The sequence below is a fragment of the Aquimarina latercula DSM 2041 genome (assembly GCF_000430645.1).
In the GTDB taxonomy this organism is placed as follows: Bacteria; Bacteroidota; Bacteroidia; order Flavobacteriales; family Flavobacteriaceae; genus Aquimarina; species Aquimarina latercula.
Genome location: NZ_AUMK01000020.1, coordinates 24,253 through 48,991 on the forward strand (window position 1 = coordinate 24,253; position 24,739 = coordinate 48,991).

Genomic DNA, 24,739 nt, shown 5'->3' on the forward strand with positions numbered 1-24,739 from the left:
TATGGAGCAGGAAATAGAGAAATACCTCAATGGTGAAATGACCAAGGAGGAAACGATCGTTTTTCTAAAAAAAATAGATAGAAATCCAGATGCAAAAGAAGCTCTAACTCTTTATCAAGAAATGAATACCATTTACGATAGTGAAAATTGGAACTTAACGGATAAAAAGCCTTCTTATAAAAAAGTAAGAGAGTATGAAGAATTTTTTAAGGGAGATAAAGGAGGGTCTGTTAAAGACGCAATTGGTAAAGCAGAACAATCATATTTCGAAGAGCCACAAACATCTAAAATGAAACGCATTTTTGTTTATGCTGGTGGAATAGCAGCTATTTTTATCGCAGGACTGTTTCTTTTAGGGCAGTTTAATAAAGATGTTGATAATAGTCAATTATATGCGGAGTATAAAGATTGGAATGTACTGCCTTCTTTAACTCAAAGAGATAGCGCTACTGAGTTAGTCAATATAGAAAAACTGTTCAAAAGTAAAAAATACGATGAATCATTAATCTTGATAGAAAAACTTACGTTAAAAAATAATCAAGAGTTGAATTCACAAATTCTTTTGTATTTAGGAGCCAATCAATTAGAACTAAATATGAATGAAGATGCAATTGAATCTTTTACAAAATTACTGAACAATGATAGTCTTGATTCTTCTAAAGCTCATTGGTATTTAGGGTTATGTTTTTTAAAGATTAATGAGTTGGAGAAAGCGAAGAATGAGTTTAAATTATTGATTTATAACGGTTTGAATTTTAAAAAACTAGAAGCTAAAGAGTTGTTAGAACAACTTGATTAAACTTTTAATCAATTATACTATTTTAATGATAGCGCTTTTATGAGCCTTCGTTAACTGTACATTTTTCCTTTAAATTTCTACAAAATTCTCTAAATCGATAAAAGTTGCCTTTTATCGAGAATTACTATTTTTCTAAAGTTTTATATTCATTTTTAGAAAGTTAGAACCTTACTTTCATTATAAAATTTAGAAACAAATCTACTTGAAAAATGAAAGAGGAGTTAAGTATTTCGGATTTAAGAGAGGTTATACGTAATCTAATTACCTTCATAGCGGTTGAGGGTAAAGAGTATGTGAATGAGAATAAGAAAAGTGATTATGTTGCGAGTTACTTACTGCTTTTAGCAAAGATTATTAATCAAGTAGATGATGGAGAACGAACTTCGTTGGTAGAAAGTATTACAGAAGATATTTCTAATTATATAAAGTAAGGGTATGGTTTTTTTGGACTATATTTTATTATGTTAGATTTGGAAAGCCTTTTTTTTATAAAAAGGCTTTCTTTTTTTTAATTGGTATTAATCATTTAACTTTAATATATTGGAGATTCAAAATCCCAAACCCTAGAGTAAAGTGACCGAGCAAGAACAAATAAAGCAGCTAGAGAAGGAAAAACAACAACTTCAGGATCGATTAGATCAGATTAAAAAAAGAAAAGAAAAGAAAAAAAGTGTTGGTTTTTGGTTACTTAAAAAATCTAGTGTTCCGCTCTTAGGAATAAAACTTAAGAAAAGTATTACTAATGCTATCAGTGAGTACAAGGAAACGAAAACTGTTTCTGTCGATACCGTTTCTGATGTTTCTTCTAATATTATCTGGCGTATTACTAGAATTGGTCTTTTTGGGTTGTTTGTGACACTTATACCTTCTGTTATATTGTTATACCAAACAAAACTGGTAATTAACCAGAATAAGTTAGTAGATAATCAAAATGAATTAATAGAAGCCGAGAGAAGATCCTCTTTAGTTTTTATTATGGATAATTTGCTTTCTGATCTAAGTGAGGAACTAAAATATAAGGGTTCTAGTGAGCGTAATATTAGTCCCGTTTTAGAAGCAAGAATAGCGAGCTTGTCTAGAGCGATGAAACCCTATAGATATGAAGAAGATGGGGAGCTTATTGATAAAAAAATCAGTCCAGAAAAAGGTCAATTGTTATTTAGTTTGATAAGAAGTGACCTAGCAGATCAATCTTATAGAGAGATTTTGGATGCTTCTGATTTTAGTTACACATATTTTAAAGATATATTCTTGGGTAGAGGAGTTAATTTAAAGTATATCAATTTAAACCATTCTAATTTATCAGAAGTTAATCTTCCTGCGGCTAATTTGGAGCGAGCGGAATTGGTGTACGCTAATTTAAAAAGAATAAATCTATCCGATGCGATATTAAAAAGAGCTAATCTTACTAATGCCGATCTAACCAATTCAGAATTATTAAGTTGTGATTTAACAAATGCGAAATTATATGGAGCAGATTTGACAGAAGCAGATTTAACAGAAGCTACTTTATGGGGAACTAAGTTAGATGATGCTGATTTATCAGATGTGGTTTTAGATAATGTGATTGTGCATCGACAAGATTGGATAACTTTTGTTAAGGATTCTTTGGATCTAAAAGGTGCAGAAGATATTCAAGATAAATATCGAGTTAAAAAACAAGGCAAGCAGCAATTTATCCTGGTTAAAAAGTAAAAAACAAAGTTTATATCAATTTTTGAAAATTAGGCTATGAACTTTGTTAACTAGCCAGTTTCCAGCAGGAAAGTATAAAGCAAAAAATAAAGCCATTCCCAAACTAAAATTCTGAGGATTAAATAATAGGTCTAGTATGTTATTTGGATATACATAAGAAGTTTGTAACCAATACCCCAGAAACTCGAGAATACCCATAGCCACTAATCCGTATGCATATTGATTAAAGAAGTTGTATTTTTTTAATAAAATTGAAATCGGAACCATATACAAGATATAACAAGTGATTACCTGCCACCAATAACTAAATCTTGCAATTTCCATTTCTGCACCAAACTGATTCATTCCTAATCCCCATAAAAAATATATTATAATATATGTGAAGATCATTGTTTTAGGAGTTTCCTTTATTTCTTTTAGATTTTGAATAAGGATTTCTTTCATAATTAAAGATCTATTTTGGTTAAGGTTCTAAACCATGTTTTTTTGTGTACAGTATATTTTTTTACGTCACTTTTATTAATAATATTTTCTAATTCATTAATGGTAAAAGCCCTTTGTATTGCAATTAATCCATCTTGTTTGGCTAATTTAGAAATGGGTAAAAAAATACTTGAATACTTAAATAAAAAATAAGCAGTTTTACTTCTTTTTAATTCGCTAAATATAATATGCTTAATTCCTTTTTCTTGTATTCTTTTTATAAATTGAATTAATTCTTCATCTTCAAAGTGATATATAAAATGACTACTTATGATAATATCACAATCAGGAATTATAAATGCAGGATCTAGAATATCACCAATCTCGAATTGTATTTGATCCTCTTTAGCATATAAAGAATTAGCGTGGTTAATACTTTGTGGGTTTCCATCAATTCCAAGAAAATTAACTTGAATACCATTATTATTAAGCTTGCTAAAAACGTTATAAATACTATCACCACCTCCGCAACCTATATCAACAATACGAATTGGTTTTTTCTGAGGATTTTTAATACAATAGTCAAGAGTGCTTTTAGCTAGCTGCTTGTGATTTCCGAACAGTTTATTGATTAATTTTAAGCTTATTAATACTTTTGATAATTTCTTTCCAGATAGCGATAAATTATCAAGTTGTTCTTTTGTATGAAGACGAATTCGCAAATTCAAGATCTAAATTAGGATTTATTTTTTATTGGTCTCAATATTAATAATAACTTTACATTAAAAACATAAAATTCATGAATAATGAATATTTAAATCAGGTTATTCGAGAACGAAGGGCAATTTTTCCTTCTCAATATAATAATAAGCCAGTTTCTAAAGAATTTATTAAAAACTTATTGGAGAATGCAAATTGGGCTCCTACACATCGTTTAACGGAACCATGGCGTTTTAAGGTCGTACGTGGAGGAACAAAAGATAGATTAGGAAGTTTTTTATCGGATACCTATACGGATATCACACCAGATGATAAGTTTTCGCCATTTAAAGTCAAAAAGATTAAAGATAAATGTGATGCGTCTGATACTATTATAGCTATATGTATGCAAAGAGATGCTAAAGAACGAGTTCCAGAATGGGAAGAAATAGCTGCAACTGCTATGGCTGTCCAGAATATGTGGCTTACATGCGCAGCTAATAACGTTGGATGCTATTGGAGTAGTCCCGTATCAATAAAATATGCAGACCAGTTTTTTGAACTTGAAGAAGGAGAAAGGTGCCTAGGTTTTCTTTATATAGGTAATTACGATAAAGAAGATGAGTTATCTTCTAAAAGAAATCCAGTCGAAGAGAAAGTAAAATGGTTCGATTAGTAAATAAAAAACCCTTCCAAATTATAAATTAATCTGTGGTATGCTTCATTTTAAGTATTTACAATTAATAAATACATTCAAGAATAGGTATTTTAGTTATATCTTCTCTTTTTAGACATAGATAATTGATTTATATTATTTAAAAATTTACTTTACCTGTTATTATTCTATTTTCCGTATTCCAAGGTGTTTGTTTCTTATATATTTTTGATTTCACAATAATTTTTTGAAATAACGTCTTTATGTATTAATGTTTGTTAAATTTTTATTTAAAGCTACATATTTATTTTTTTTCTAAAAAAACTTTTATTTATAAATACTAGACAGTTTATTATTTATGATTTTAGAAATTAAATCCTCATAACTTAAAAAAAGCCACATATCTATGTGGCTTTTTTTTACACTTATTTTCCTAGAGGCGTTAGGAGAGAGTATATTTTTATGAATTAATAAATATTTTAAAACATAAATTTATCTTATGTTTTGTATTGAAAATATAAATAAAAATATATGAAAAAATGTTCTCACTTTTGTTTTTAGTTAAGCAAAATTTTACCAGTAGCGTTGCTTAAAATATTGATGAAAGTGAATTTTTATTCGGTTGAAAACAGAAATGTAATTGTAAACTAAACATCATTTGATATAAAAATAATTAATAAAATTTTTCTTGCAGGTTTATTCTTTATAATTCTCCTTTTATCCTCTTTACAGGTTTACAGGATTATTTATGAAATAACTAGGCATATCTAGTCTTTGCTTTTATTTTTCAAAATATAAATCATAAGAAGAATCAAAACCTAAAAAGTATTTAGAAATTAAAACTAATAGTAATTAATAAAAATTGAAATTATGGTACTTACAGATCAAAAAGTTAAACTAATGGATGGAGTCTTTAGCCCATCAGAAGCATCAGATATTCTTAACATTTTTATAGATAAGAAAATTAATTTTCATAAGCTACAGAGATTATGTATTACTGAGCAAGATTGTAATGATGATACGCCTCAATTATATAGTAGGATAGATGAATTAATGAAAGCAAAAGAATCAATACGAGAGACTATAATGGAAGCTCGAAGAGAAGGTTTGGAGTTGCAGATTGAGAGCGATATCCAAATTACTTTAATAAAAAAATAATTCAATAATTTTTAAACATATTCAAACTTAAAAAATAGATAGTATTGTCTTTATTATGGATTTACATTTATTAATTGATAATTTAACTAATCCTGCCTTATTATTTTTTTTCTTAGGAATTATAGCAGTACGACTGAAGAGTGATTTAGAAATTCCAGAAAACTCATCAAAATTTATTTCTCTATACCTATTATTATCGATAGGATTTAAAGGTGGTCAAGAACTTTCTCATAGTGAATTAACATTAGAGATAATATGGTCTCTTATTTTTGGAGTAGTATTGGCACTCGTTGTGCCGATATACACATTTTTTATTCTAAGGCGAAAGTATAGTATAGAAAATTCGGGTGCAATAGCTGCGTCCTACGGTTCAGTAAGTGCGGTAACTTTTGTAACCGCACTTTCTTTTTTAGAAATGGAGCAAATCTCTTTTGGAGGACATATGGTAGCCGTTATGGCTATTATGGAAGCGCCTTCTATTATGATAGGTGTTCTTTTAATGTCGATAATGAATAAAAATACTAAGGATGCTATTCCGTTAGGAAAAGTTTTAAAGCACGCATTAACTAATGGAAGTGTTTTACTCATTATGGGAAGTTTGGTCGTAGGGTTTTTGGCAAGTCAAGAGCAAGCTGCAGGTATAAAACCATTTACAACAGATATTTTTAAAGGGTTTTTGGCTGTATTTCTATTAGATATGGGAATTACCAGTGGAAAAAAGATTTCTTCTTTCTTAAAGAAAGGTTGGTTCGCAGTATTGTTTTCTATAGTGATCCCATTGTTTAATGGTATTCTAGTGGCCTTAATTAGTACTACTTTTATCGAAAGTATTGGAAATAGGTTCCTATTGGCAATCTTAGCAGCTAGTGCTTCTTACATAGCAGTGCCAGCGGCTATGAGATTAGTTGCGCCAAAAGCAAATCCAGGTCTTTATGTTCCAATGGCATTAGCAGTAACTTTTCCATTTAATATTACAATAGGCTTACCATTATATCTGTATTTGGTACAAATATTTAACTAGTAATAATGGATACATTTTAAAAAGGTTCAAGATTAAATAGCTTGAACCTTTTTTATTCTTAAGGATATTAGTTGTTTTTATGAAGATACCTTCTTAAAATACCTCCTTTAATTTTATTTACATCGTATTCAATAATGAAGGCATCGGGATCTATATTGTCTATAATTCTATTTATTTTTCTAATTTCAAACCTATTTATGACAGTCTGGATTACTTCGAAGTTTTCTGTTGGGCCATTATTTCCATAACCATTTACTCCTTGAAAAACAGTCATTCCGGCTCCTAATTTTTCTTTGATTGCGTTTTTCATTTCTTTTGATTTTTTGGATACAATCATTACACCAATAAAATCTTCAAAACCTTCAATAGTAAGGTCTGTTATTTTTGCAGTTATTAAAAAAGTTAAAATAGAATACATAGCAGTTTCCTTTGAGACTATAATCGCAGTTATTGAAAATAATATAAAATTGAATAATAAAATTACCTTTCCAATACTTACACCAAAAGTATTATTGACATAAATACCAAGTATTTCAGAACCGTCTAAAACGGCTCCATTTTTTATAGTAATTCCTATTCCTAACCCAAGAAATAATCCACCAAATATGGAGGTAAGAAGCTTATCATTTGTTACAACATCAAAAGTTTCTAACTGTATAGAAATAGCGAGGCCAATGATGGCTAATATAGATTTGATTACCATGGCTCTTGAAATTGAAAAATATGCTATAATCAAAAATGGGATACTCAATAAAACTAGGATAACAGAAGTATTGATATGTAATGTAGAATTAAGTAAGATAGCGATACCCGTAACTCCTCCGTCTAAAAAACCATTAGGTAATAAAAATGCTTTTAATCCAATACTAGCAAATATTACACCAATAGAGATTTGAAAATATTCGGATATTCTAGAAATAAATACTTTGGTCATTTTTGTGATTTTATAAAGGATTTTAGTTAACCCTTTGATATACAAAAATCAGTATTATTTAGCATATATTTTTATTTATATTTATGATAAAAAACATAACTATTTATTATGTTATAAGGTATGTGTAATAATCTTCTATAAATACCTTATTGATTAAAAAAATGAAACTTATCTTTAATTATTTCATCTTTTTGTTCCTCAACATATTTTAGGAAAGCTTCTGCGACTAAAGAAAACTTTTTGTTTTTTAACCAAATTAGATTCCAGATTGATTTTATAGGGAAACCTTGTACAGGAATGATTTGTAAACGTCCCGCTTCTAGATCGTTTCTGATGCCAATAAGAGGCATTATTGAATATCCTAATCCTGCAATTACTGCTTGTTTAACTGCTTCGTTAGAAGTTAATTCCATTTTTTTTCTAACAGGAAGATCATTTTTTTCTATATAGGTTTCCATAGTATGTCTGGTTCCGGAACCAGACTCTCTATAAATTAAAGGAAGTTCGGAAAATATGGATTTTTGATATTTTTTCTTTGTAAATTTTTCTGAGGTGTTACCTACTAGATACAATTGATTTTCCATAAGTTTTGTTTTTTCAATTTGTAGATGTTTCGGTAATACAGAAACAAGAGAAAAATCAACATTATTTTTTTCTAAACTATTAACAACCTGTTGCTTATTGGTTACATCAAGGATGAGGTCTACACCTTCGTGTTGTTTCATGAAATCTGATAAAAAATAGGGTATAATATATTTTCCGGTCGATACAACAGAAATTTTCAAAACACCGGATAGATGGCCTTGATACGCTTTTGTTTTGTAGCTAATTTGATTGACTTCATCTACTATTTTTTGAGCTGCAATTGCAATTTCTTTTCCAAAATCGGTGATATAAAGTTTTCTTCCGATAACTTCAGTAAGAGGAATAGGAAATTGATCTTGAAAATTTTTGAGTTGAATAGATACTGCAGGCTGTGTTAAATGAAGTTCTTCTGAAGCCTTCGTGATGCTTTCTTTTTCTGAAATTTTTAGAAAAATCTGAAGCTGATGCAATGTATAATTCATAAAAAATATTAATGACTAAGATAACAAATATAAATAAAAATATATGAAAAATCTATAGTAAATTGGAGTTATAATAAATGAATAAAAACTATAATGGTATTGATTTTTAGTAATTCAATATCATTTTTTAGTGATTAATTAATTTTCATTTTTAGCTGATTTTGAAAGTTTAATTTAAAATGTATTTCTATGGATTTATTAAAAAAAGCACGAGATTTTCAGAAAAGAAGTATGAGTAATATGAGTACAAGTGATCGAGTTTCTGCATCCAGAGAAGCGAAATTATTAGTATTAAGTATTAACGAAATTTATAAGAAAAGTAAAGATCCATATTTAATGGATATCATGAAATTGATTACAGAGAAAAAGCGCAAAATTGATAAAAGACTAAAAGGACGCTTATCTATTACATAATCTGAAAAAGAAAAAATGAAATTATGCAAAAGTTTGAATTAGTTAGAAAGCCGTAAAATGCCCACTGCGGTTATCCATTTGTGATACTTTCAGTATTAGTTGTTTTAAAAGTAGTTACTGAATTCAGTAACTACTTTTTTTATATTGTAAGTTATAAAAAAACCGCCTGTTTTCAGGCGGTTCGAATATTATCAAAATGATAATCAATTAGTTGAGAAAAGTGTTTTATTCTTATTGTGGCTAATTACAGTTTTGAACAAATTCCCATGGTTTTCCGTTTCCGGTGTTGGATACTGGAATATCTCCTTGAGTCCACCATTTTGCTTTATAAATAACATTGTCATAGAAAACTTCATTATCTGTTACATATGCAGTGGATGAGTTCCATTGGTTTACATTACAATTGTCATTTCCATCTCCGCCATCAGTATCGCCATCGCAGTTTTCTATAAATTCCCATGGCTTTCCATTTCCACTATTAGTTATTGGGTTATCTCCTTGAGTCCACCATTTTGCTTTATATACTGAAGTTTCATAAACTACTTCATTACCATTTGTATAAGCAACAGATGAATTCCACTGACTAGATGAACAACCAGAACCATTTCCATCTCCACCATCACCATCTCCGGTATATGGCGATTCGGGATAATTTTCAGCATTAGCAATTGCTTGTGCTTGAGAAGTTCCATTTAGAACTTGACTTGACACATATAAATACCCATAGGCAGATGATGAATTTTCTTCAAGTAACATTTGCCAAATCATAATACCATCTGTCGTACTTTTTGAAGAAATATGATCAGATAAGTCAGCCATATTTTGATAATTGTAGGTATAATAGGGGCCCCAGGGTTCATTGGGATAATGAGTACCTGCCGCAATTGAGAATCCATATTGATCTGCATAATGTTTATAAGAGTCGTACATAATTGTTCTGTTGCTAGCTGCTCCTGTATTATAACCTTGATAAGCAATTAAATCAATTTTATCACCTACTGCTTTTATTACGGGGATCATGTGACCTGTAGAAGCAAAGCCAAATAAACTTATTGCTTGATTTGGTGATGTGGCATTAAATAGGTTAGTATCGGATTCTCTAGTTACTGTATTTCTTTTACTATGAGCAAAAGGAGAAGAGGGATCATCATTGTTAAGGCCTCCTAAAGCTCCTGCACCTGCAGGTGCGCAGGCAATTACATATTGACCTTTAGGCATCAGTGCTCTAGATTCATTAAAAAAACTAATAAATCGCTGCACATTAATTGATTCCCCAATAGTCTGAAATCCGCCGTTAGGCTCGAAATCCCAGTCGATACCTTCAAAACCAATATCATCTACTAAATCTTTTATTTGTTGATAATTGATGTCGTAAGCAGCATTTGTGCCCCAGTAAGTTTCTCCACCTATAGAAAGAATTACTTTAATTCCTTTAGTTTTAAGAATAGATACAGATTCTTTTAGAGTTTGGCCATCATAAGGAGTTTGAATTCCGGTTCCTGTAATATCTAAAGATCCTTTTTGATATCGTAAGTTTGGTCTTGCAAAAGCCAGAAAGACATGAGTGACATGCTCGGGAATATCTCTAAGTTTGGATCCTTGTCCAGTTGTAGTCCAACTTTCTGACCAGGATGGGAAGTACCCTAAAATAATAGGTTCAGTGATTGCAGACCGATCGATTACCGGAGTGATTTCTTTAAGATTTTCCTCATCAAGAAAACTTTCATTAGTGCAAGACAAGAATAGTATCTGAATTAAGAAGATACATCCAATGATTTTTTTAAATGGTGTCATAAGAGTTTGTGTTTATATTGGTTTTAATTTGAAAGTGTTTTAACTATTTAAGGGAGAGACTTCTATTAGAATTCTCATAAAAAATCATTTTTTCATTAACAGTTTTATATTCTTTATCTAATTCCTTTCGATATTTTAGTTCTACAGTATTCCAATCAGATGCCCATCCTTTCTTGATATTATTTAGATATACAATTTTAAGTTTGTGTTTTCCTTTTTTAAGAGCAATAGAGCTCTCTTCAGGATGTTTTTTTATTGTTTTTTTGTAATCGATCACTAATTGATTACCAATCCATATTTGATCTTGTGTACTAGAAAAATAATATATTCCATCTTCTGGGATGTCGATATATCCTTCTAGAAATACTGCTTTAAAATTTTCTTTTTTAACTTCATGTCCCCAATCGAAGGTCGTATTTGCCTCTTTAATACTTTGTACGATTGATATTTTTGATGGAGTTTCTTTCCTGATATCATCTACACTTGAAAAGTGACCTTTTATCGTTTTTGTTTTTAAACCAGGAGATAAATCCATTGATTCTGATATAGGCGATAGATAGGATTGCTTAACAATGTCAATAGTTCTTGTTTTACTAATTTTTCCGTGTGGTAATATGGATGCAATTTTTAGAATAGATGTCTCATTAAATATGAGTGTTTTAGAGTATTCTTCACTTTTGTTGGTAGGATTAGACCCATCTGTTGTATAGACCATTTTAACAGGATGTGTGGTGTTAAATGGGATGGATATACTATCAATGAATACTATCCGATCAGAGGAAGGACCTTCTGGTAATGGAATGTGGTAATTTATTTCATGATGATCAAGAATTGGATATAAGCTGTTTAAGCGATTTAAGAAATTATTAAAATTCTTGTTTTTCTCTATAGTCCATCCTGTTTCTGCAATAGCAATTAATCTGGGGTATAATTGATATTCTGCGATTTTATCATTATCGGTTTGTTCAGCCCATAGATTTCCTTGTAATCCAAGAATATGATGTCTTCTGTGTTCTTTTATTGCTTGGGGTATTGGATTGTACGAATATGTTTTTTTTAATGGAGTATGTCCCCCAAATGCCATTGGCTCTACTTGTTTATTACCCTGATAAAAATTAAGATATACATAGTCCAATGGAGTCATAATTACATCATGACCTTCATTTGCAGCTTTTATACCTCCTTTTTCTCCTTGCCAAGACATAATGTTGGTAGTTTTTGTAATTCCTCCTTCTAGAATTTCATCCCATCCAACCATTGTTTTATTATACTTGTGTAGAATTTTTTCTACACGAGCCATAAAGTAACTTTGTAATTCTTTTTCATCTTTAAGTCCTTCTTTTTTGATCAGTTTTTGACATAATTCAGATTCTATCCAACTACGTTTAGGAACTTCATCTCCCCCAACATGGAAGTATTTATAAGGAAATAGAGCTACCATTTCTGTAATTACATTTTCTATAAAAACATATACCTCTTCTTTTCCTGCACATAGGATGTTATAATCCACACCCCATATTTCTCTTATTTCAAAAGACTTTTCTTTACAAGCTAATTCCGGGTAGGATGCAAGAATTGCTTTAGCATGTCCTGGCATATCAAATTCGGGAATCACATCAATAAATCGTTCCTTAGCATATGCAACAACTTCTTTTATATCCTCTTGTGTGTAAAATCCATGATAAATGGTGCTATTTTTATTACCCCTTTTGGCACCTATTTCTGTTAATTTGGGATATTGCTTTATTTCTATACGCCAACCTTGATCATCGGTCAAATGCCAATGGAATTTATTGATCTTTAATGTTGCCAAAAAATCCAACTGTTTTTTTATAAACTCTACTGTAAAAAAATGCCTAGAAACATCAAGTAATACACCTCTCCATTTAAAAGCCGGTTCATCTTTAATATCTATTGAAGGAATTATGACTTGTAAATTTTCGTGGGAGTCGTCATCAGAGACAAATGGTAGTAATTGCATTAAAGATTGGGCTCCGTAAAATAGACCTTTCGCTGTTTTTGAAATAATTTCAATATGATTTTCATAGGTTTTTAATAAGTAACCTTCTTCGGTTAATTCGACAGAAGGATCTATAACTAGATAAATGGAATTGTCTTTTTTTTGATCTGATGTACTAAGATGTAATCCTGTTTTTTCATAAATAACATCGATAAAAAACAAAGCAATTTTCTGGGTTTCATTGGTCTTTACAATGAAAGAAGTTTTTTTGTCAATTGTAAAAGTCCCTTGCTTTTCCAGCAATGATAAAGGCATTGGAGTAATTCTGGGATTTGTATTTACAGCAGTTGTTGGTGTGTTTTTTTCATGACAAGAAATAAAAAAGATAATGATTGATAGTATATAGAAAATGGATTTCTTCATTTGTTATATTGTTTTTTGTAGTGTATTCCTAGTAGAGATAATGTGATTAATAAGATTGTTTATAGGTTTTTTGATAAAACTTTTTGCCGTAAAACCTTTGTCAAGCAGTATTTTATTAATGATGTCCTGGGAATAGTATGCAATAGAACCAACAAAATGTATAGGGTTGTTTTCTAATTCTTTGGAATAAAGTGTCAAATAGTTGTCTATAAAAACTTTGATTCCATAGTATAACATTCTTTCTATAAAGGGATGATTTCGATGTTGAAACATGAAAAATGCATATGAGGCTAGGTATGCATTAGGTTGCCGAAGATCATATAAATTATAAAAGAGTTGCTCTAAATTGGAGCCAAACTTGGTTTCAAATTCTTTCGCAAGGCTTGAAGGCATTTTTTGTAAATAAAAACTTTTAAGCAATTCTTTTCCGAAGTAATTACCACTACCTTCATCCGCTAGTAAATATCCTAATGAAGGGGCATATTGTATTATTTTTTTACCGTCAAAGTAGCAGCAATTAGAGCCGGTTCCTAAAATAACAATTACGGCTGGTGTCTTTGTGGTAGCGTGTACAGCAGCAATAATATCCTCTTCAATATTTATTACCGTGAGATTTTTAAAGATAGATTGAAAAGATGATTTGACTTTTTGATTTGATGCTTCTGTGTTACATCCAGCTCCGTAAAAGTGTACTTCATTAATCAAATTTCTTTTTTTCGAAACTTCGGAAATCTCTAATAATATGCTTTCAATTTTGTTTTGTGATGTGTTTAATGGGTTGATTCCTATTGTTGTCTGTGAGAATACTTGTTTTCCTTGTGAGTCCATTAGAATCCAATCACATTTTGTAGAACCACTATCTGCTATTAATATCATAGACTCTAATCTTTATGGTTTGTTTTATAATTAAGAGCTTCTTGTTCATGATTTTTAACACACATTTTTAAAGTTTAAGAGTTAATAAAGTCAATGCTACGTGTTAAAAATAATGTCTTTTAAAAGCCTCAATAGCTTCATAATCAGCTAGCCCTAAATTATCGTATCGTTCCGCAGTATCTTTATTTCGTTCCTCTGCTCTCAGCCAAAATTCTCTCGAGTCTTCACCTTGAAACATTACTTTATCTTTTTGAGATTGGTGAAAAAGAATTGCATTTGTTTTTCGATTTACTTCATCTGGGCTTAATGGTACTGCCATTTCAATATCATGGATATCCCACTCATGCCAGGCTCCTCTGTATAGCCAAAGCCAACAATCATTCATGAATTTTTCATGCTTTATTATTGATATTGTTTCGAGAATTGCATCAAGACAAAGTTTATGTGTTCCGTGTGGATCTGCCAGATCACCAGCTGCATAGATCTGATGTGGTTTTATATGAGTTATAATATCCTTTACAATATTAATATCGGGAGTGTCAATAGGGTTTTTTTTCGCTCTGCCGGTTTCATAAAAAGGAAGGTTTAAAAAGTGAACTTTATGATCAGGAAGCCCCAAATATCTAGTAGCACCGTAGGATTCCATTGTTCGAATAAGACCTTTAGTTAATCTTACTTCTGGAGAATCAATATCTCCAGTATTTTTTGATTTTATAGCGTCTATTATATTTTTAAATATACTATTACCATCAGCTAAACGTTGTGCTACTTCTCCAAATTTTAAGGCTTCTTGATCAGTTACAGCAATATTCCCAGAGGTTTGATATGCAACATGTACATCATGACCCTGATCAATAAGCCTAGAGAATGTTCCTCCCATAGAAATTACATCATCATCAGGATGAGGACTGAAGATTAGTACTCTTTTTTGAGCAGGATTGGCTCTTTCCGGACGTTTAGCGTCATCAGCATTTGGTTTTCCACCAGGCCATCCTGTGATGGTGTTTTGTAAATGATTAAACATTTTAATGTTAAGTTCATATGCAGATCCTTCTAAAGTTAGAAGACTGGACATACCGTGATCATTATAATCTTTATCAGTTAGTTTTAACAAAGGTTTTTGCACTTCCTCACTTAACCATGTAACTGCTTTTAGTTTAAGTTTCGGTGTCCAAATACACTGATCTACTAACCAGGGAGTTTTAATTCTAGTAAGATCGGCTGCTGCTTCACTATCCAGAATAACGGTAATGTTTTTATGATCCTGTAAGAAAGAAGCTGGAATTTGAGGGGTCATTTCGCCTTCAATAGTTTTTTTTACGACAGATGCTTTTTTATGACCCCAAGCAAGTAAAAGAATACGTTTAGCTTTTATAATAGTGCTTATTCCCATAGTTATGGCTCTTTTGGGAACATTTTCTAAACCATTAAAATCTGATGCTGCATCTCTTCTAGTTATATGATCCAATGTTATAATCCTTGTTCCAGAATTACGATGAGATCCAGGTTCGTTAAATCCAATATGCCCTGTTCTACCAATACCAAGTAATTGAAAATCTAGTCCACCAAGTTTTTTTATTTTCATTTCATAATCGATACAGTATTGATCAATTTCTTCTAGATTAATATTTCCAGAAGGAATATTGATATTTTCTGGATTTATGTCAACGTGATCAAAGAGATGTTGATGCATAAAGTGATAATAACTTTGTTGATTATCTGTATCCATAGGATAATATTCATCCAGATTAAAGGTGATCACGTTATTGAAACTGAGTTCTCCTAATCTATATAATGTAACTAGTTCTTCATATACTTTTATTGGAGAAGATCCAGTAGCCAATCCTAGTACACAAGACTTACCTTCTTTTTGTTTTTGTTTTATTAAATCTGAAATTTCTAAAGCTGCCAATTTAGAAGCATAAGAAGAATCCTGAAATATTTCATTATGGATTTTTTCGAATTTGGTATCTTCAAATTTGCCAACTTGTCTGAATTTAATTTCTTTAATCATTTTTCTTTTTTAATAGTACCATATTGATTTATGGAAGGTTAATAAGAGTTTTTATTACATACTTATTCAATATCCCACCAGATAGAAGTTGTCATTGTATCTGGTCCTTGTCTATCTATAGCTTCTTTTACTTTTGTTTCATTTGCGACTAGTTCTGTGGTTGAATATTGTAATCTTTTTGGGACTGTTCCATTATTAGGTTCTGAGACAAAGAAAATAGCGTTGTCTGTTAATGTTGGGATAAGTTCTGTTCTTCTTACTAGAGACCAAGCTTCATATCCATTCATTAATAGTGCTAACCATCGTTGATTCCAGACAGCTTCTAATTGTTGTTCTGTTGATCCAGATAAAGTGGCGATAGGTTCGTTAATTATAAAAGTTTCGATATCACCAGCATCTACATCCCAAAACTTCATACTCGCTCTAATTCCTTCTTCGTAAAGTCCTTGTGGATTTCCAGAATACCCTAAAAGTGCTGCTTCTGCTTGTAGAAAGTAAGATTCTGCAGCAGTTAAAATTTGAGTTGGTACAACGTTAGCTACATCAGTTGTCGAAGTCCCGATGATTTTTTGAGATGGAATTGCAAGATTATCTCTTGGGATAATTCCTCTCATTGAAATTGCGGTACCTTCAAAAGTGTCATTTGGAGAAGGATCTGCTATCTGTGGGAGTCTAGGATCATTATTATCATTTAATAAATTCAAGTAACGATCTGAGAATACCCATTTAGAACCTAGTCCTCCAAATCCCCAGTAAACATCTTCGAAACTTCCATCAAGAAATGATAGTATCAACGCAGATTCGGATTTTTTTAATAGTGCTTCATTAGAGCTATCTATGAGGGTATTACTTAGACAATCATTAATAACTGTATCTATAAAGGATTGCTCACCTGCTTGTATAAAAGCATCTCTGGATCGTATTGCGATACGTAATCGCAAGGTATTAGCAAACGCCTTCCATTTTTGAGGGTCTCCATTATAAATGAAATCGCCATCTGCTCCAGCAATTATTTCTGATGAAGTGCCAATCTCATCCATTTGTGCTTTTAGGTCATTTAGGATACTGGTATAAATTTCTTTTTGAGCGTCATATGTAGGTTGAGGATTAGTCAAAATTAATTCGTCACCAATTACATCACTATAAGGGATATCTCCATAAATATCTGTCATTTTTTGATAAAACCACGACATCATAATTTTGGTAACTGCTGCACCATTAGTATCTTCAAGATCATTATAAGTACCTAGTAAATTTCTAATATTGAGGGAGACTTTTTGATATGATGCATCAAATATCGCATTAGTCCAACCTTGATTGTTTTGATAAGCATCTCCAGCAAACCAAGATCCTTCTGCATTGTAACTAAATTGATTTGCAAATTGGCTAGTATAGATTAAATTTCCTCTCCAGGTTAAGAAACGAGGTTCAGCAAATTCAAAATATTGTACTCCAGCCATAATACCTTCCACAGTTGCAGTTTGCGGGTCAATAGGGTTGGTATTTATTTCTTCAAAATCTTCAGTACAAGAAATAGTTGTAATAATTAGTATAAGAAAACCAACAAATAGTTTTATGATGTGTTTTTGAGTTTTCATAATTCTTTGTTTATTAATAACATTATTTATTTTAAAAAGTAAGATTTACTCTAAGTCCGTGGCTACTGGCAGAAGGAATTCCAAAAAATTCAACTCCACCAAAACTTGTATTGAAACCTGTTTCAGGATCAAAATTGTCAGTATTACTATGAAGTATGGCTAAGTTTCTTCCTACATAGCTTATAGATAGATTAGATAGATGTAGTCCTTTAATTGTTCTCTCAGGAAAAGTATACCCAAACGTTAGTTCTCTAAATTTAATGAAGCTTCCATCGTAGACCCAGTTTTCTGAAATTTGACCGACTCTACCCCAATATGTTTGAGGGTTTACACCTCTTTGCTGTACATTAGGATCTAATGTTCCATCAATCACTGCATTTTGAGGTAAGGAGATACCTTGTCCGCCAGAAAAGAATTCTCTTCCTTCTAATGTTTCGATCGCCGTACCTTGTGTATGTCTTTGTATTTCTGATAAGGAAAATACATCCCCACCAAACCTTGCGTCGAATAAGAAACTTAAAGAGAATTGTTTATAAGAAAAAGAGTTTCCCCAGTTTAAAAAAGCATCTGGAGCAACATCACCGATTTGAGATATTTCAGTATTAATTACTGGTAATCCGTTAGTATCGTAGATTACATTTCCATTATCATCTTTCGAGAATGTAGTACCAAATAAACCTTGAGCGCTAGAGCCTACTTCGGCCGCTACTTGAACCACATCATTAAATTGACGTATTAATATGTTTCTATCCACTCCTTGAGCTAATTCTTCAACTTTATTTTCGTTAGTTGTGAAATTTACGGTTGTAGACCATTTAAAGTTATCGGTCTTTATAATATCAGCGTCTAAAGAAAGTTCAAGCCCTTTATTTGTTACTAAACCAGCGTTGATTATTTGATTTGCTGCTCCACTTGATGGAGGAAGCGTTAATCGTAATATTTGATCTTCGGTTCTTATAGTGTAATATGTCGCAGAAAGCCCTATTCTGTTGTTTATAAAACGGGCATCTAAACCAAATTCAAGAGCATTTGATATTTCAGGAACTAAGTCGGGGTTGTTAAGTTCTGGCCCAGTTCCTGCCCCTTCTTCTGCATTTCCGAAAAAGAAAAAACGCTGGCCGTTAAAAAGATTAGATGATACATTATAAGTATTTACAAGAGAAAAAGCACCTGTGGCATTACCAGTCTGCGCAAAACTACCTCTCAATTTTAGATTAGAAAGTATTTCGTTGTCCTGTAATGATGGGAAAGCATCTGTTGCTACAAAACTTAATCCAACAGATGGATAGAAAAATGAAGCATCGTTTATTGGTAATGTAGAACTCCAGTCATTTCTCGCGGTAAATTCTGCAAATAAATAATTGTTAAATCCTATAGTCATAGATCCGAATATAGAATTAGAAGAATTTTTGGCATTACCAGGAACTACGCTAATACTCTCAAAATTGTTAAGAGAGAAAAAGTTAGGAAGTAAAAAAGTTTCTCCAATAGCTTGTAATGATCTAAAAGAGACATCAGAGTGACTAAACCCAAGTGTAGCTCCCAAGTTAAAATTATTACCTATGTCTGTATTGTAGGTAAAAATTAAATCATAATTATTGGTTCTAGCAGTAGAGTTGGTATCAGAAAATCTTCCGTTACCAGCAATGTCAAAAGCACCGAAAGGATTGAATATCTGCTGACTACTTGTGATGTGGTCTTGAGAAAGTCTCATTAATCCCTTTAGGCCTGGTGCGATATCAATATTTAGTTCTAATAGACTGATATATCGATCAACTTCATCTTCATTGAGCAGTGTATTAGAAGTGTAATATGGATTTGTAATGAAAGCTCCTGCCCAGTTATTGGGAGTGCCATCCGATTCTAAAAAGTTATCTCTTAACAATGTATTAGAAATATTTCTGGGCCTTAGAGAAAGAGCGCGAGTAATATTGGTTTGACCTCCTGTTAGTTCAGGTCGATTTCGTGCATCTTGATGGATATAATCAACCTTTCCGAGGATCTTTAACCAACTTGTGATAGAAGCACCAGCTTTGATACTAAAGTTTTGACGTTTTAAATTACTTCCAGAGACTATGGACTCATCATCTAATCTGGAATAACTAAACCTATAATCAAATTTTTCTGTTCCTTGTGAAACTGCAACTGAATTTAAAAAAGAAAACCCACTCCTGAAAAAATCTTTAAAATCATTGTCATTCGCAGAATAACTGGCAGTTCCAACTCCATCAAAACGCTCTCGTTGTGTTCCATCTAACCTCGGTCCAAAACTACTACCATTGGTGATATCGTATACTAGTTGATTTGTTGAGGTGTCAAACAAACCTTGACCATATTCATTTTGAAATTTAGGGGAAACCAATATAGAACTTGCAGTAATCGAAGAGTTTATTTCTACAGTGGGCTTGTCAGAACGTCCTTTTTTAGTGGTAATTACTAAAACACCATTTATTCCTCTAAATCCATAGAGTGCTGTAGCATTTCCACCTTTTAGTAAGGATATGTTTTCGATATCATTAGGGTTTAGATTAGATAGTGTGTTACCATAATCAAGTCCAGAAGCAAAATCTCCCTGACCACCTTGATTATCATCTATAATAACACCATCCAATACAATTAGAGGTTGATTGTTAGCTCCTAAAGAACTGATTCCTCTAATATTAATTGATACAGATGAACCAATTCCACCTGAGTTAGAATTGATATTTACACCCGCTAATTTCCCACGAATCGCTGATCCAATATTAGGATCTGCTGTTTGTGTAATTGTTTCAGATTTAAGTTGTTGTACTGAATACCCTAGTTTTTTTGATTCTTGTCGTATACCAAAAGCTGTTATTACTACATCCTCTAGTTGTTCTGCATCTTCTTCTAGACCAATATTTATGGTGTTTGATGAGCCAATAGATTTTTCTACGGTTTTAAATCCGATATAAGAAAATACCAGAATATCACCTGTAGAAGCATTAATTGTATATGCACCATCAAAATCGGTTTGTGCTCCGGTAGAAGTTCCTTTCACAATAACATTTACTCCAGGTAAGGGTGTGTTATTTACCGCATCAGTTATTATTCCAGATATTTTTTTTTCCTGAGCGAGAACTCCGATTACTAAAAATAAAAATGAAATTAAAGTTAATTTTTTTTGCCTCATGTTTTCCTTTTATTGATTATTTGCGTTGTTCTAAATTAATAGTTTGAAGGTTTTCTTTTTTTTTTTTTATCCCAACAACAGCATTTTGATAATGAACGACATATAACCATAGATAACCGTTGCTACAGGTTTTTGGAACCAAACATTTTTTTGTTTTTTATGATATTTAATGATACTTTTTCACAGTTTTTTAATAAAATTAACACTGTTCTGTGCTAAAAACTGATAAAAATGTAATCCACGAAGATGTGGAAGAAAAAACAATTAAAACGAAGTATCATATCTATTTTTGGATGACATACTTTCTTTTTAATGTGATAAGATGGGGTAGTTATTTTAATGATTACTGGTATTCTTTTAAATCCAATTTAGTAGAATTTCCATTACACCTTGTAATTGTTTATTTCAATATAAATTACCTTATCCCAAATTATTTATTGAAGAAAAAATATACGATGTATGTTACTTTTTTGCTTTTAAGTTTAGGGGTTCATTATGTGGTAAGGTCAGGGTTGAATTATTGGCTAATTACAGAAAATATTTGGCCTGAAGCCCAAGGAGAGAATGCACCCTTCGGTCTTAATCACATCATAGCGGTAGTATTAGGAGAATTATATGTTCTTGCATTAACTTTTTCTATAAAAATCAGTGTTGACTTTATTCTGGAAAGAAACAAGACTCAGCAATTAATAGCATTACAATATAAAACCGAGTTACAATATCTTAAGGCACAAATTCAACCACATTTCTTTTTTAATACGTTAAACAACTTATATGCGTTAACAATACAAAAGTCTTCGAAAGCATCAGACGTAGTTGTTAAACTATCAGAATTTATGCAGTATATTATATATGATGCTAGTAAAAAGAAAGTTTCTTTAATACAAGAGATACAGTATATTGATAATTATATTGAGTTAGAAAATATAAGATATGGAAACGAGATTAAGACGGAAATTAACATCGTTGGGTGTATAGATGATGTATTAGTAACTCCGCTATTATTCCTGCCATTTGTAGAGAATGCTTTTAAGCATGGTTTTAAGGATACAGGAGAGATGAGCCTATTAGTTTCATTTGAAGTAAATAACGATACATTGATTTTTGTGTCTGAGAATAGCTATGGTAAAGAGGCTTCTTCAAATTCTAAGAATGGAATCGGAATAAAAAATGTCGAAAGAAGATTACAACTTTTATATAATGAAAATTATGAGCTAATAGTATCTAATGATAATAACCTTTATAAGATTACCCTTAAAATCCCAACCACATGACCATAAAAAGTATCATAATTGATGATGAACATTTGGCAATAAGTATTATTGAATCATACCTTAAAGAGTTCAAAAACATCGAAGTTATAGGTGTGTTTAAAAACCCTTTGGAAGCGCTGCCCTTGCTTGAGAATGGTGGTGTTGATGTAGTCTTTTTAGATATAAACATGCCAAGAATGAATGGTTTAGAATTCTTAAAAACACTTAAAGAATATCCACAAATCATCATTACAACTGCATATAAAGAGTATGCAATCGAAAGTTATGAATTAGAGGTTCTTGACTATTTAGTGAAACCTATACCTTTTAGCAGGTTTTTAAAATCAATAAATAAGTTAATGGCTAGATTAATAACACTGGACAAAGGCAAGCCTTTTGCTGAATTTGAACAAGCCCCTCATGTTTTTTTGAAAGTAGATAAAAAACTAATTAAGATTTTTCTTCGCGATATTCTTTATATAGAGAGTTTAAAAGATTATATAAAGTTGCGTAGTGTAGAAGGAACCTATATTTCTCATAAATCTTTAGCAAGTATAAGTGAGGAACTACCCTCCGAAAATTTTATTAGAATACATAAATCATATGCCATAGCAATTGATAAAGTAAAATCTGTAGAAGGTAATCTTGTGGAGATTGGCGATAAGAGAATTCCAATCGGTCGTAACTACTCAATTCACGCTAAAAAACAAATATTAAAAAACAAAGGGAACCTACTCAATGGATAAGTATCTATATTGCACAAAAAGAGACCTTTTAATAATAAAAATACATCTGTAATTTTAATACAACTGACATAACCAATAATACAGCAAATATATTCACATGAAACTAAGCACACTTGATTACTCAATTATAATAGTTATTCTACTGACTACACTTTTTATAGGAGTAATAGTATCGAAAAAAGCAGGAAAGAGTACCTCAGAATATTTTTTATCAGGAAGAAATATGCCTTGGTGGTTACTAGGGTTCTCTATGGTAGCAACTACCTTTTCTACCGATACTCCTAATTTTGTAACAGATATTGTTAGAAAAGATGGAGTTTCTTCAAATTGGATGTGGTGGGCGTTTTTAATTACAGGTCTTTTAACTGTTTTCATATATGCTAAATTATGGAGAAGGTCTAACGTAAGTACGGATATTGAGTTTTATGAATTAAGGTATGGAGGAGCTCCTGCCATTTTCCTAAGGTCTTTTAGAGCTTTATATTTAGGTCTTGTATTTAATGTTTTCGCAATGGCTGGTGTCACTCTTGCTGCGATTAAGATTGGTAGTATTATGCTTGGTTTAGAACCATGGGAAACTATAGTTTATGCAGGAATAATTACTGTAGTATTTAGCGCGTTAGGAGGTTTTAAAGGAGTAGTTTATACTGATTTTTTATTATTTTTCATAGCAATTGGAGGTGCAATAGGAGCAGCATATTATTTAGTAAATATTCCTGAAGTTGGTGGACTTCAAAATTTAATAACACATCCCAATGTGGCGGATAAACTATCGTTATTACCAGATTTTAATGATAAGGAAGCACTTATTACACTATTAATTATTCCCTTAGCAGTTCAGTGGTGGAGTTCTTGGTTTCCAGGAGCAGAGCCTGGAGGAGGAGGTTATATTGCACAACGTATGCTAGCTGCTAAAAATGAGAACCATGCAATAGGAGCAACATTTTTCTTTAATATTATGCATTATGCTTTACGCCCTTGGCCGTGGATATTAGTAGCATTAGCTTCGCTTATAGTTTTTCCTGACATAGCAAGTATTCAAGAGGCTTTTCCAAATGTAACTGAGGATAAATTAGGACATGATTTAGCGTATTCAGCAATGCTAGCAAAATTGCCAAGTGGTCTTTTGGGATTGGTATTTGCTTCTTTGATTGCAGCATATATGAGTACTATATCTACACATCTTAATTGGGGGTCGTCTTATATTGTAAATGATTTTTATAAGCAACAAATAAAGAAAGATGCATCAGAAAAAGAATTGGTAATGGTAGGAAGAATTTCGACTGTTGTGCTTATGATATTAAGCGCATTATTTGCATTGTATCTTAAAAATGCAAAACAATTATTTGATATTATAATAATGTTTGGAGCTGGTACTGGACTTATTTTTATTCTTAGATGGTTCTGGTGGCGCATCAATTCTTGGAGTGAGATTTCAGCGATGATTATTTCGGGAGTGGTATCTTTAATATTCGCTTCTCCTGTTGGAGATTATTTTTTTGGTGATGATGCAATTATGTCAAGCTGGGCAAAACTTCCGAGTATAGTGTTTATAACTACAGTTGTTTGGATAAGTGTAACATTTTTAACAAAACCAGAAAGCGATAGTGTTTTACAAAATTTTTATAAAAAAATACAACCAGGAGGACCTGGTTGGAAGAATGTTATTACAAAGGCAAAAGAAAATAATATAGATATCGTAAATAGTTTAGAAGGATGGAGTGTGCCGTCTGGAATTCTGGCATTATTATTAGGATGCTTCTTAGTTTATGGAGTATTGTTTACGACAGGACACATAATTTATGGGAATTTACAAGAATCATTAATTCTTGGATCAGGAACCATAATTGCAGGTGTTTTATTGGTAAGAGTTTGGAGGAAAATAGGTAAAGACCTTATTGTCTAATTCTAATAAACATTGAACTTAATTTTAAGAGAGGAATAGCATTTAGATATCTAAATGCTATTCCTCTTTTTTATACAAACCCTATTGATTTTTTCTAAATATATCAAAATTACGGTTATAGGATTTTTGCTTCATAATATCTACAAAATG

20 protein-coding genes are annotated in these 24,739 nt (G+C 31.4%); 10 read left to right on the forward strand and 10 right to left on the reverse strand.

Annotation, left to right across the window (positions count from 1 at the left end):
* Position 1 precedes the first annotated feature (1 nt).
* The 3 genes from H526_RS0116975 to H526_RS31015 all read left to right on the forward strand — a co-directional run bounded on the left by H526_RS0116975 (position 2) and on the right by H526_RS31015 (position 2,494).
* Positions 2-799: a tetratricopeptide repeat protein gene (locus tag H526_RS0116975; protein ID WP_027394106.1), complete on the forward strand. Its 798-nt coding sequence runs from the start codon at positions 2-4 to the stop codon at positions 797-799.
* A gap of 209 nt (positions 800-1,008) precedes the next feature.
* Positions 1,009-1,230: a hypothetical protein gene (locus H526_RS0116980; protein ID WP_027394107.1), complete on the forward strand. Its 222-nt coding sequence runs from the start codon at positions 1,009-1,011 to the stop codon at positions 1,228-1,230.
* A 142-nt stretch (positions 1,231-1,372) separates the two neighbouring features.
* The gene (locus tag H526_RS31015) at positions 1,373-2,494 is read left to right on the forward strand and encodes a pentapeptide repeat-containing protein (protein ID WP_051336205.1); all 1,122 of its coding nucleotides are present in this window, start codon (positions 1,373-1,375) and stop codon (positions 2,492-2,494) included.
* A gap of 15 nt (positions 2,495-2,509) precedes the next feature.
* On the opposite strand, the gene H526_RS0116990 is transcribed toward H526_RS31015, so the two are convergent.
* Both H526_RS0116990 and H526_RS0116995 read right to left on the reverse strand, forming a co-directional pair.
* The gene (locus tag H526_RS0116990) at positions 2,510-2,938 is read right to left on the reverse strand and encodes a hypothetical protein (RefSeq protein ID WP_027394108.1); all 429 of its coding nucleotides are present in this window, start codon (positions 2,936-2,938) and stop codon (positions 2,510-2,512) included.
* Between the two features lie 2 nt (positions 2,939-2,940).
* The gene (locus H526_RS0116995) at positions 2,941-3,645 is read right to left on the reverse strand and encodes a methyltransferase domain-containing protein (protein ID WP_027394109.1); all 705 of its coding nucleotides are present in this window, start codon (positions 3,643-3,645) and stop codon (positions 2,941-2,943) included.
* A gap of 71 nt (positions 3,646-3,716) precedes the next feature.
* Here H526_RS0116995 and H526_RS0117000 point away from each other — a divergent pair, with 71 nt between their 5' ends.
* From H526_RS0117000 to H526_RS0117010, 3 genes are all read left to right on the forward strand, one after another.
* The gene (locus H526_RS0117000; protein WP_027394110.1) at positions 3,717-4,292 is read left to right on the forward strand and encodes a nitroreductase family protein; all 576 of its coding nucleotides are present in this window, start codon (positions 3,717-3,719) and stop codon (positions 4,290-4,292) included.
* Between the two features lie 849 nt (positions 4,293-5,141).
* Positions 5,142-5,429 (forward strand): hypothetical protein, encoded by a 288-nt coding sequence (locus H526_RS0117005; protein ID WP_027394111.1) that lies wholly within the window; start codon positions 5,142-5,144, stop codon positions 5,427-5,429.
* Positions 5,430-5,484: 55 nt separating this feature from the next.
* Positions 5,485-6,450, forward strand: coding sequence for a sodium-dependent bicarbonate transport family permease (locus H526_RS0117010; protein ID WP_027394112.1), 966 nt, complete (start codon positions 5,485-5,487; stop codon positions 6,448-6,450).
* A 67-nt stretch (positions 6,451-6,517) separates the two neighbouring features.
* On the opposite strand, the gene H526_RS0117015 is transcribed toward H526_RS0117010, so the two are convergent.
* Positions 6,518-7,384 carry a YitT family protein gene (locus H526_RS0117015; RefSeq protein ID WP_027394113.1) on the reverse strand — a complete coding sequence of 289 codons (867 nt, stop codon included), beginning with the start codon at positions 7,382-7,384 and terminating at the stop codon, positions 6,518-6,520.
* Between the two features lie 146 nt (positions 7,385-7,530).
* Entirely contained in the window at positions 7,531-8,451 is a 921-nt protein-coding gene (locus H526_RS0117020) for a LysR family transcriptional regulator (protein ID WP_027394114.1), read from the reverse strand.
* 189 nt (positions 8,452-8,640) lie between these two features.
* On the opposite strand from H526_RS0117020, the gene H526_RS0117025 reads away from it, so the two are divergent.
* Positions 8,641-8,865, forward strand: coding sequence for a hypothetical protein (locus H526_RS0117025; protein WP_035085883.1), 225 nt, complete (start codon positions 8,641-8,643; stop codon positions 8,863-8,865).
* Positions 8,866-9,105: 240 nt separating this feature from the next.
* Here the strand turns inward: H526_RS0117025 and H526_RS31020 are convergent, their stop codons facing one another.
* The 6 genes from H526_RS31020 to H526_RS0117055 form a co-directional block, all read right to left on the reverse strand.
* Positions 9,106-10,659 carry a carbohydrate-binding protein gene (locus H526_RS31020; protein WP_027394116.1) on the reverse strand — a complete coding sequence of 518 codons (1,554 nt, stop codon included), beginning with the start codon at positions 10,657-10,659 and terminating at the stop codon, positions 9,106-9,108.
* A 43-nt stretch (positions 10,660-10,702) separates the two neighbouring features.
* Positions 10,703-13,042, reverse strand: coding sequence for a family 20 glycosylhydrolase (locus H526_RS0117035; protein ID WP_027394117.1), 2,340 nt, complete (start codon positions 13,040-13,042; stop codon positions 10,703-10,705).
* A gap of 3 nt (positions 13,043-13,045) precedes the next feature.
* Complete coding sequence (locus tag H526_RS0117040; protein ID WP_027394118.1) at positions 13,046-13,918, reverse strand: N-acetylglucosamine kinase; 873 nt, start codon at positions 13,916-13,918, stop codon at positions 13,046-13,048.
* Positions 13,919-14,021: 103 nt separating this feature from the next.
* Positions 14,022-15,932, reverse strand: coding sequence for a glucosamine-6-phosphate deaminase (gene nagB, locus H526_RS0117045; protein ID WP_027394119.1), 1,911 nt, complete (start codon positions 15,930-15,932; stop codon positions 14,022-14,024).
* Between the two features lie 62 nt (positions 15,933-15,994).
* Positions 15,995-17,530, reverse strand: a complete 1,536-nt coding sequence (locus tag H526_RS0117050) for a SusD/RagB family nutrient-binding outer membrane lipoprotein (RefSeq protein ID WP_027394120.1) — start codon at positions 17,528-17,530, stop codon at positions 15,995-15,997.
* Positions 17,531-17,561: 31 nt separating this feature from the next.
* Entirely contained in the window at positions 17,562-20,684 is a 3,123-nt protein-coding gene (locus tag H526_RS0117055; protein ID WP_027394121.1) for a SusC/RagA family TonB-linked outer membrane protein, read from the reverse strand.
* A gap of 212 nt (positions 20,685-20,896) precedes the next feature.
* Here H526_RS0117055 and H526_RS0117060 point away from each other — a divergent pair, with 212 nt between their 5' ends.
* The 3 genes from H526_RS0117060 (at position 20,897) to H526_RS0117070 (ending at position 24,589) form a co-directional block, all read left to right on the forward strand.
* Positions 20,897-21,958 carry a sensor histidine kinase gene (locus H526_RS0117060; protein WP_233557513.1) on the forward strand — a complete coding sequence of 354 codons (1,062 nt, stop codon included), beginning with the start codon at positions 20,897-20,899 and terminating at the stop codon, positions 21,956-21,958.
* Entirely contained in the window at positions 21,955-22,683 is a 729-nt protein-coding gene (locus tag H526_RS0117065) for a LytR/AlgR family response regulator transcription factor (RefSeq protein WP_027394123.1), read from the forward strand. Before H526_RS0117060 ends, H526_RS0117065 begins: the two co-directional genes overlap by 4 nt.
* Before the next feature lie 97 nt (positions 22,684-22,780).
* Positions 22,781-24,589 (forward strand): sodium:solute symporter family protein, encoded by a 1,809-nt coding sequence (locus H526_RS0117070; RefSeq protein WP_027394124.1) that lies wholly within the window; start codon positions 22,781-22,783, stop codon positions 24,587-24,589.
* Positions 24,590-24,739: the final 150 nt, after the last annotated feature.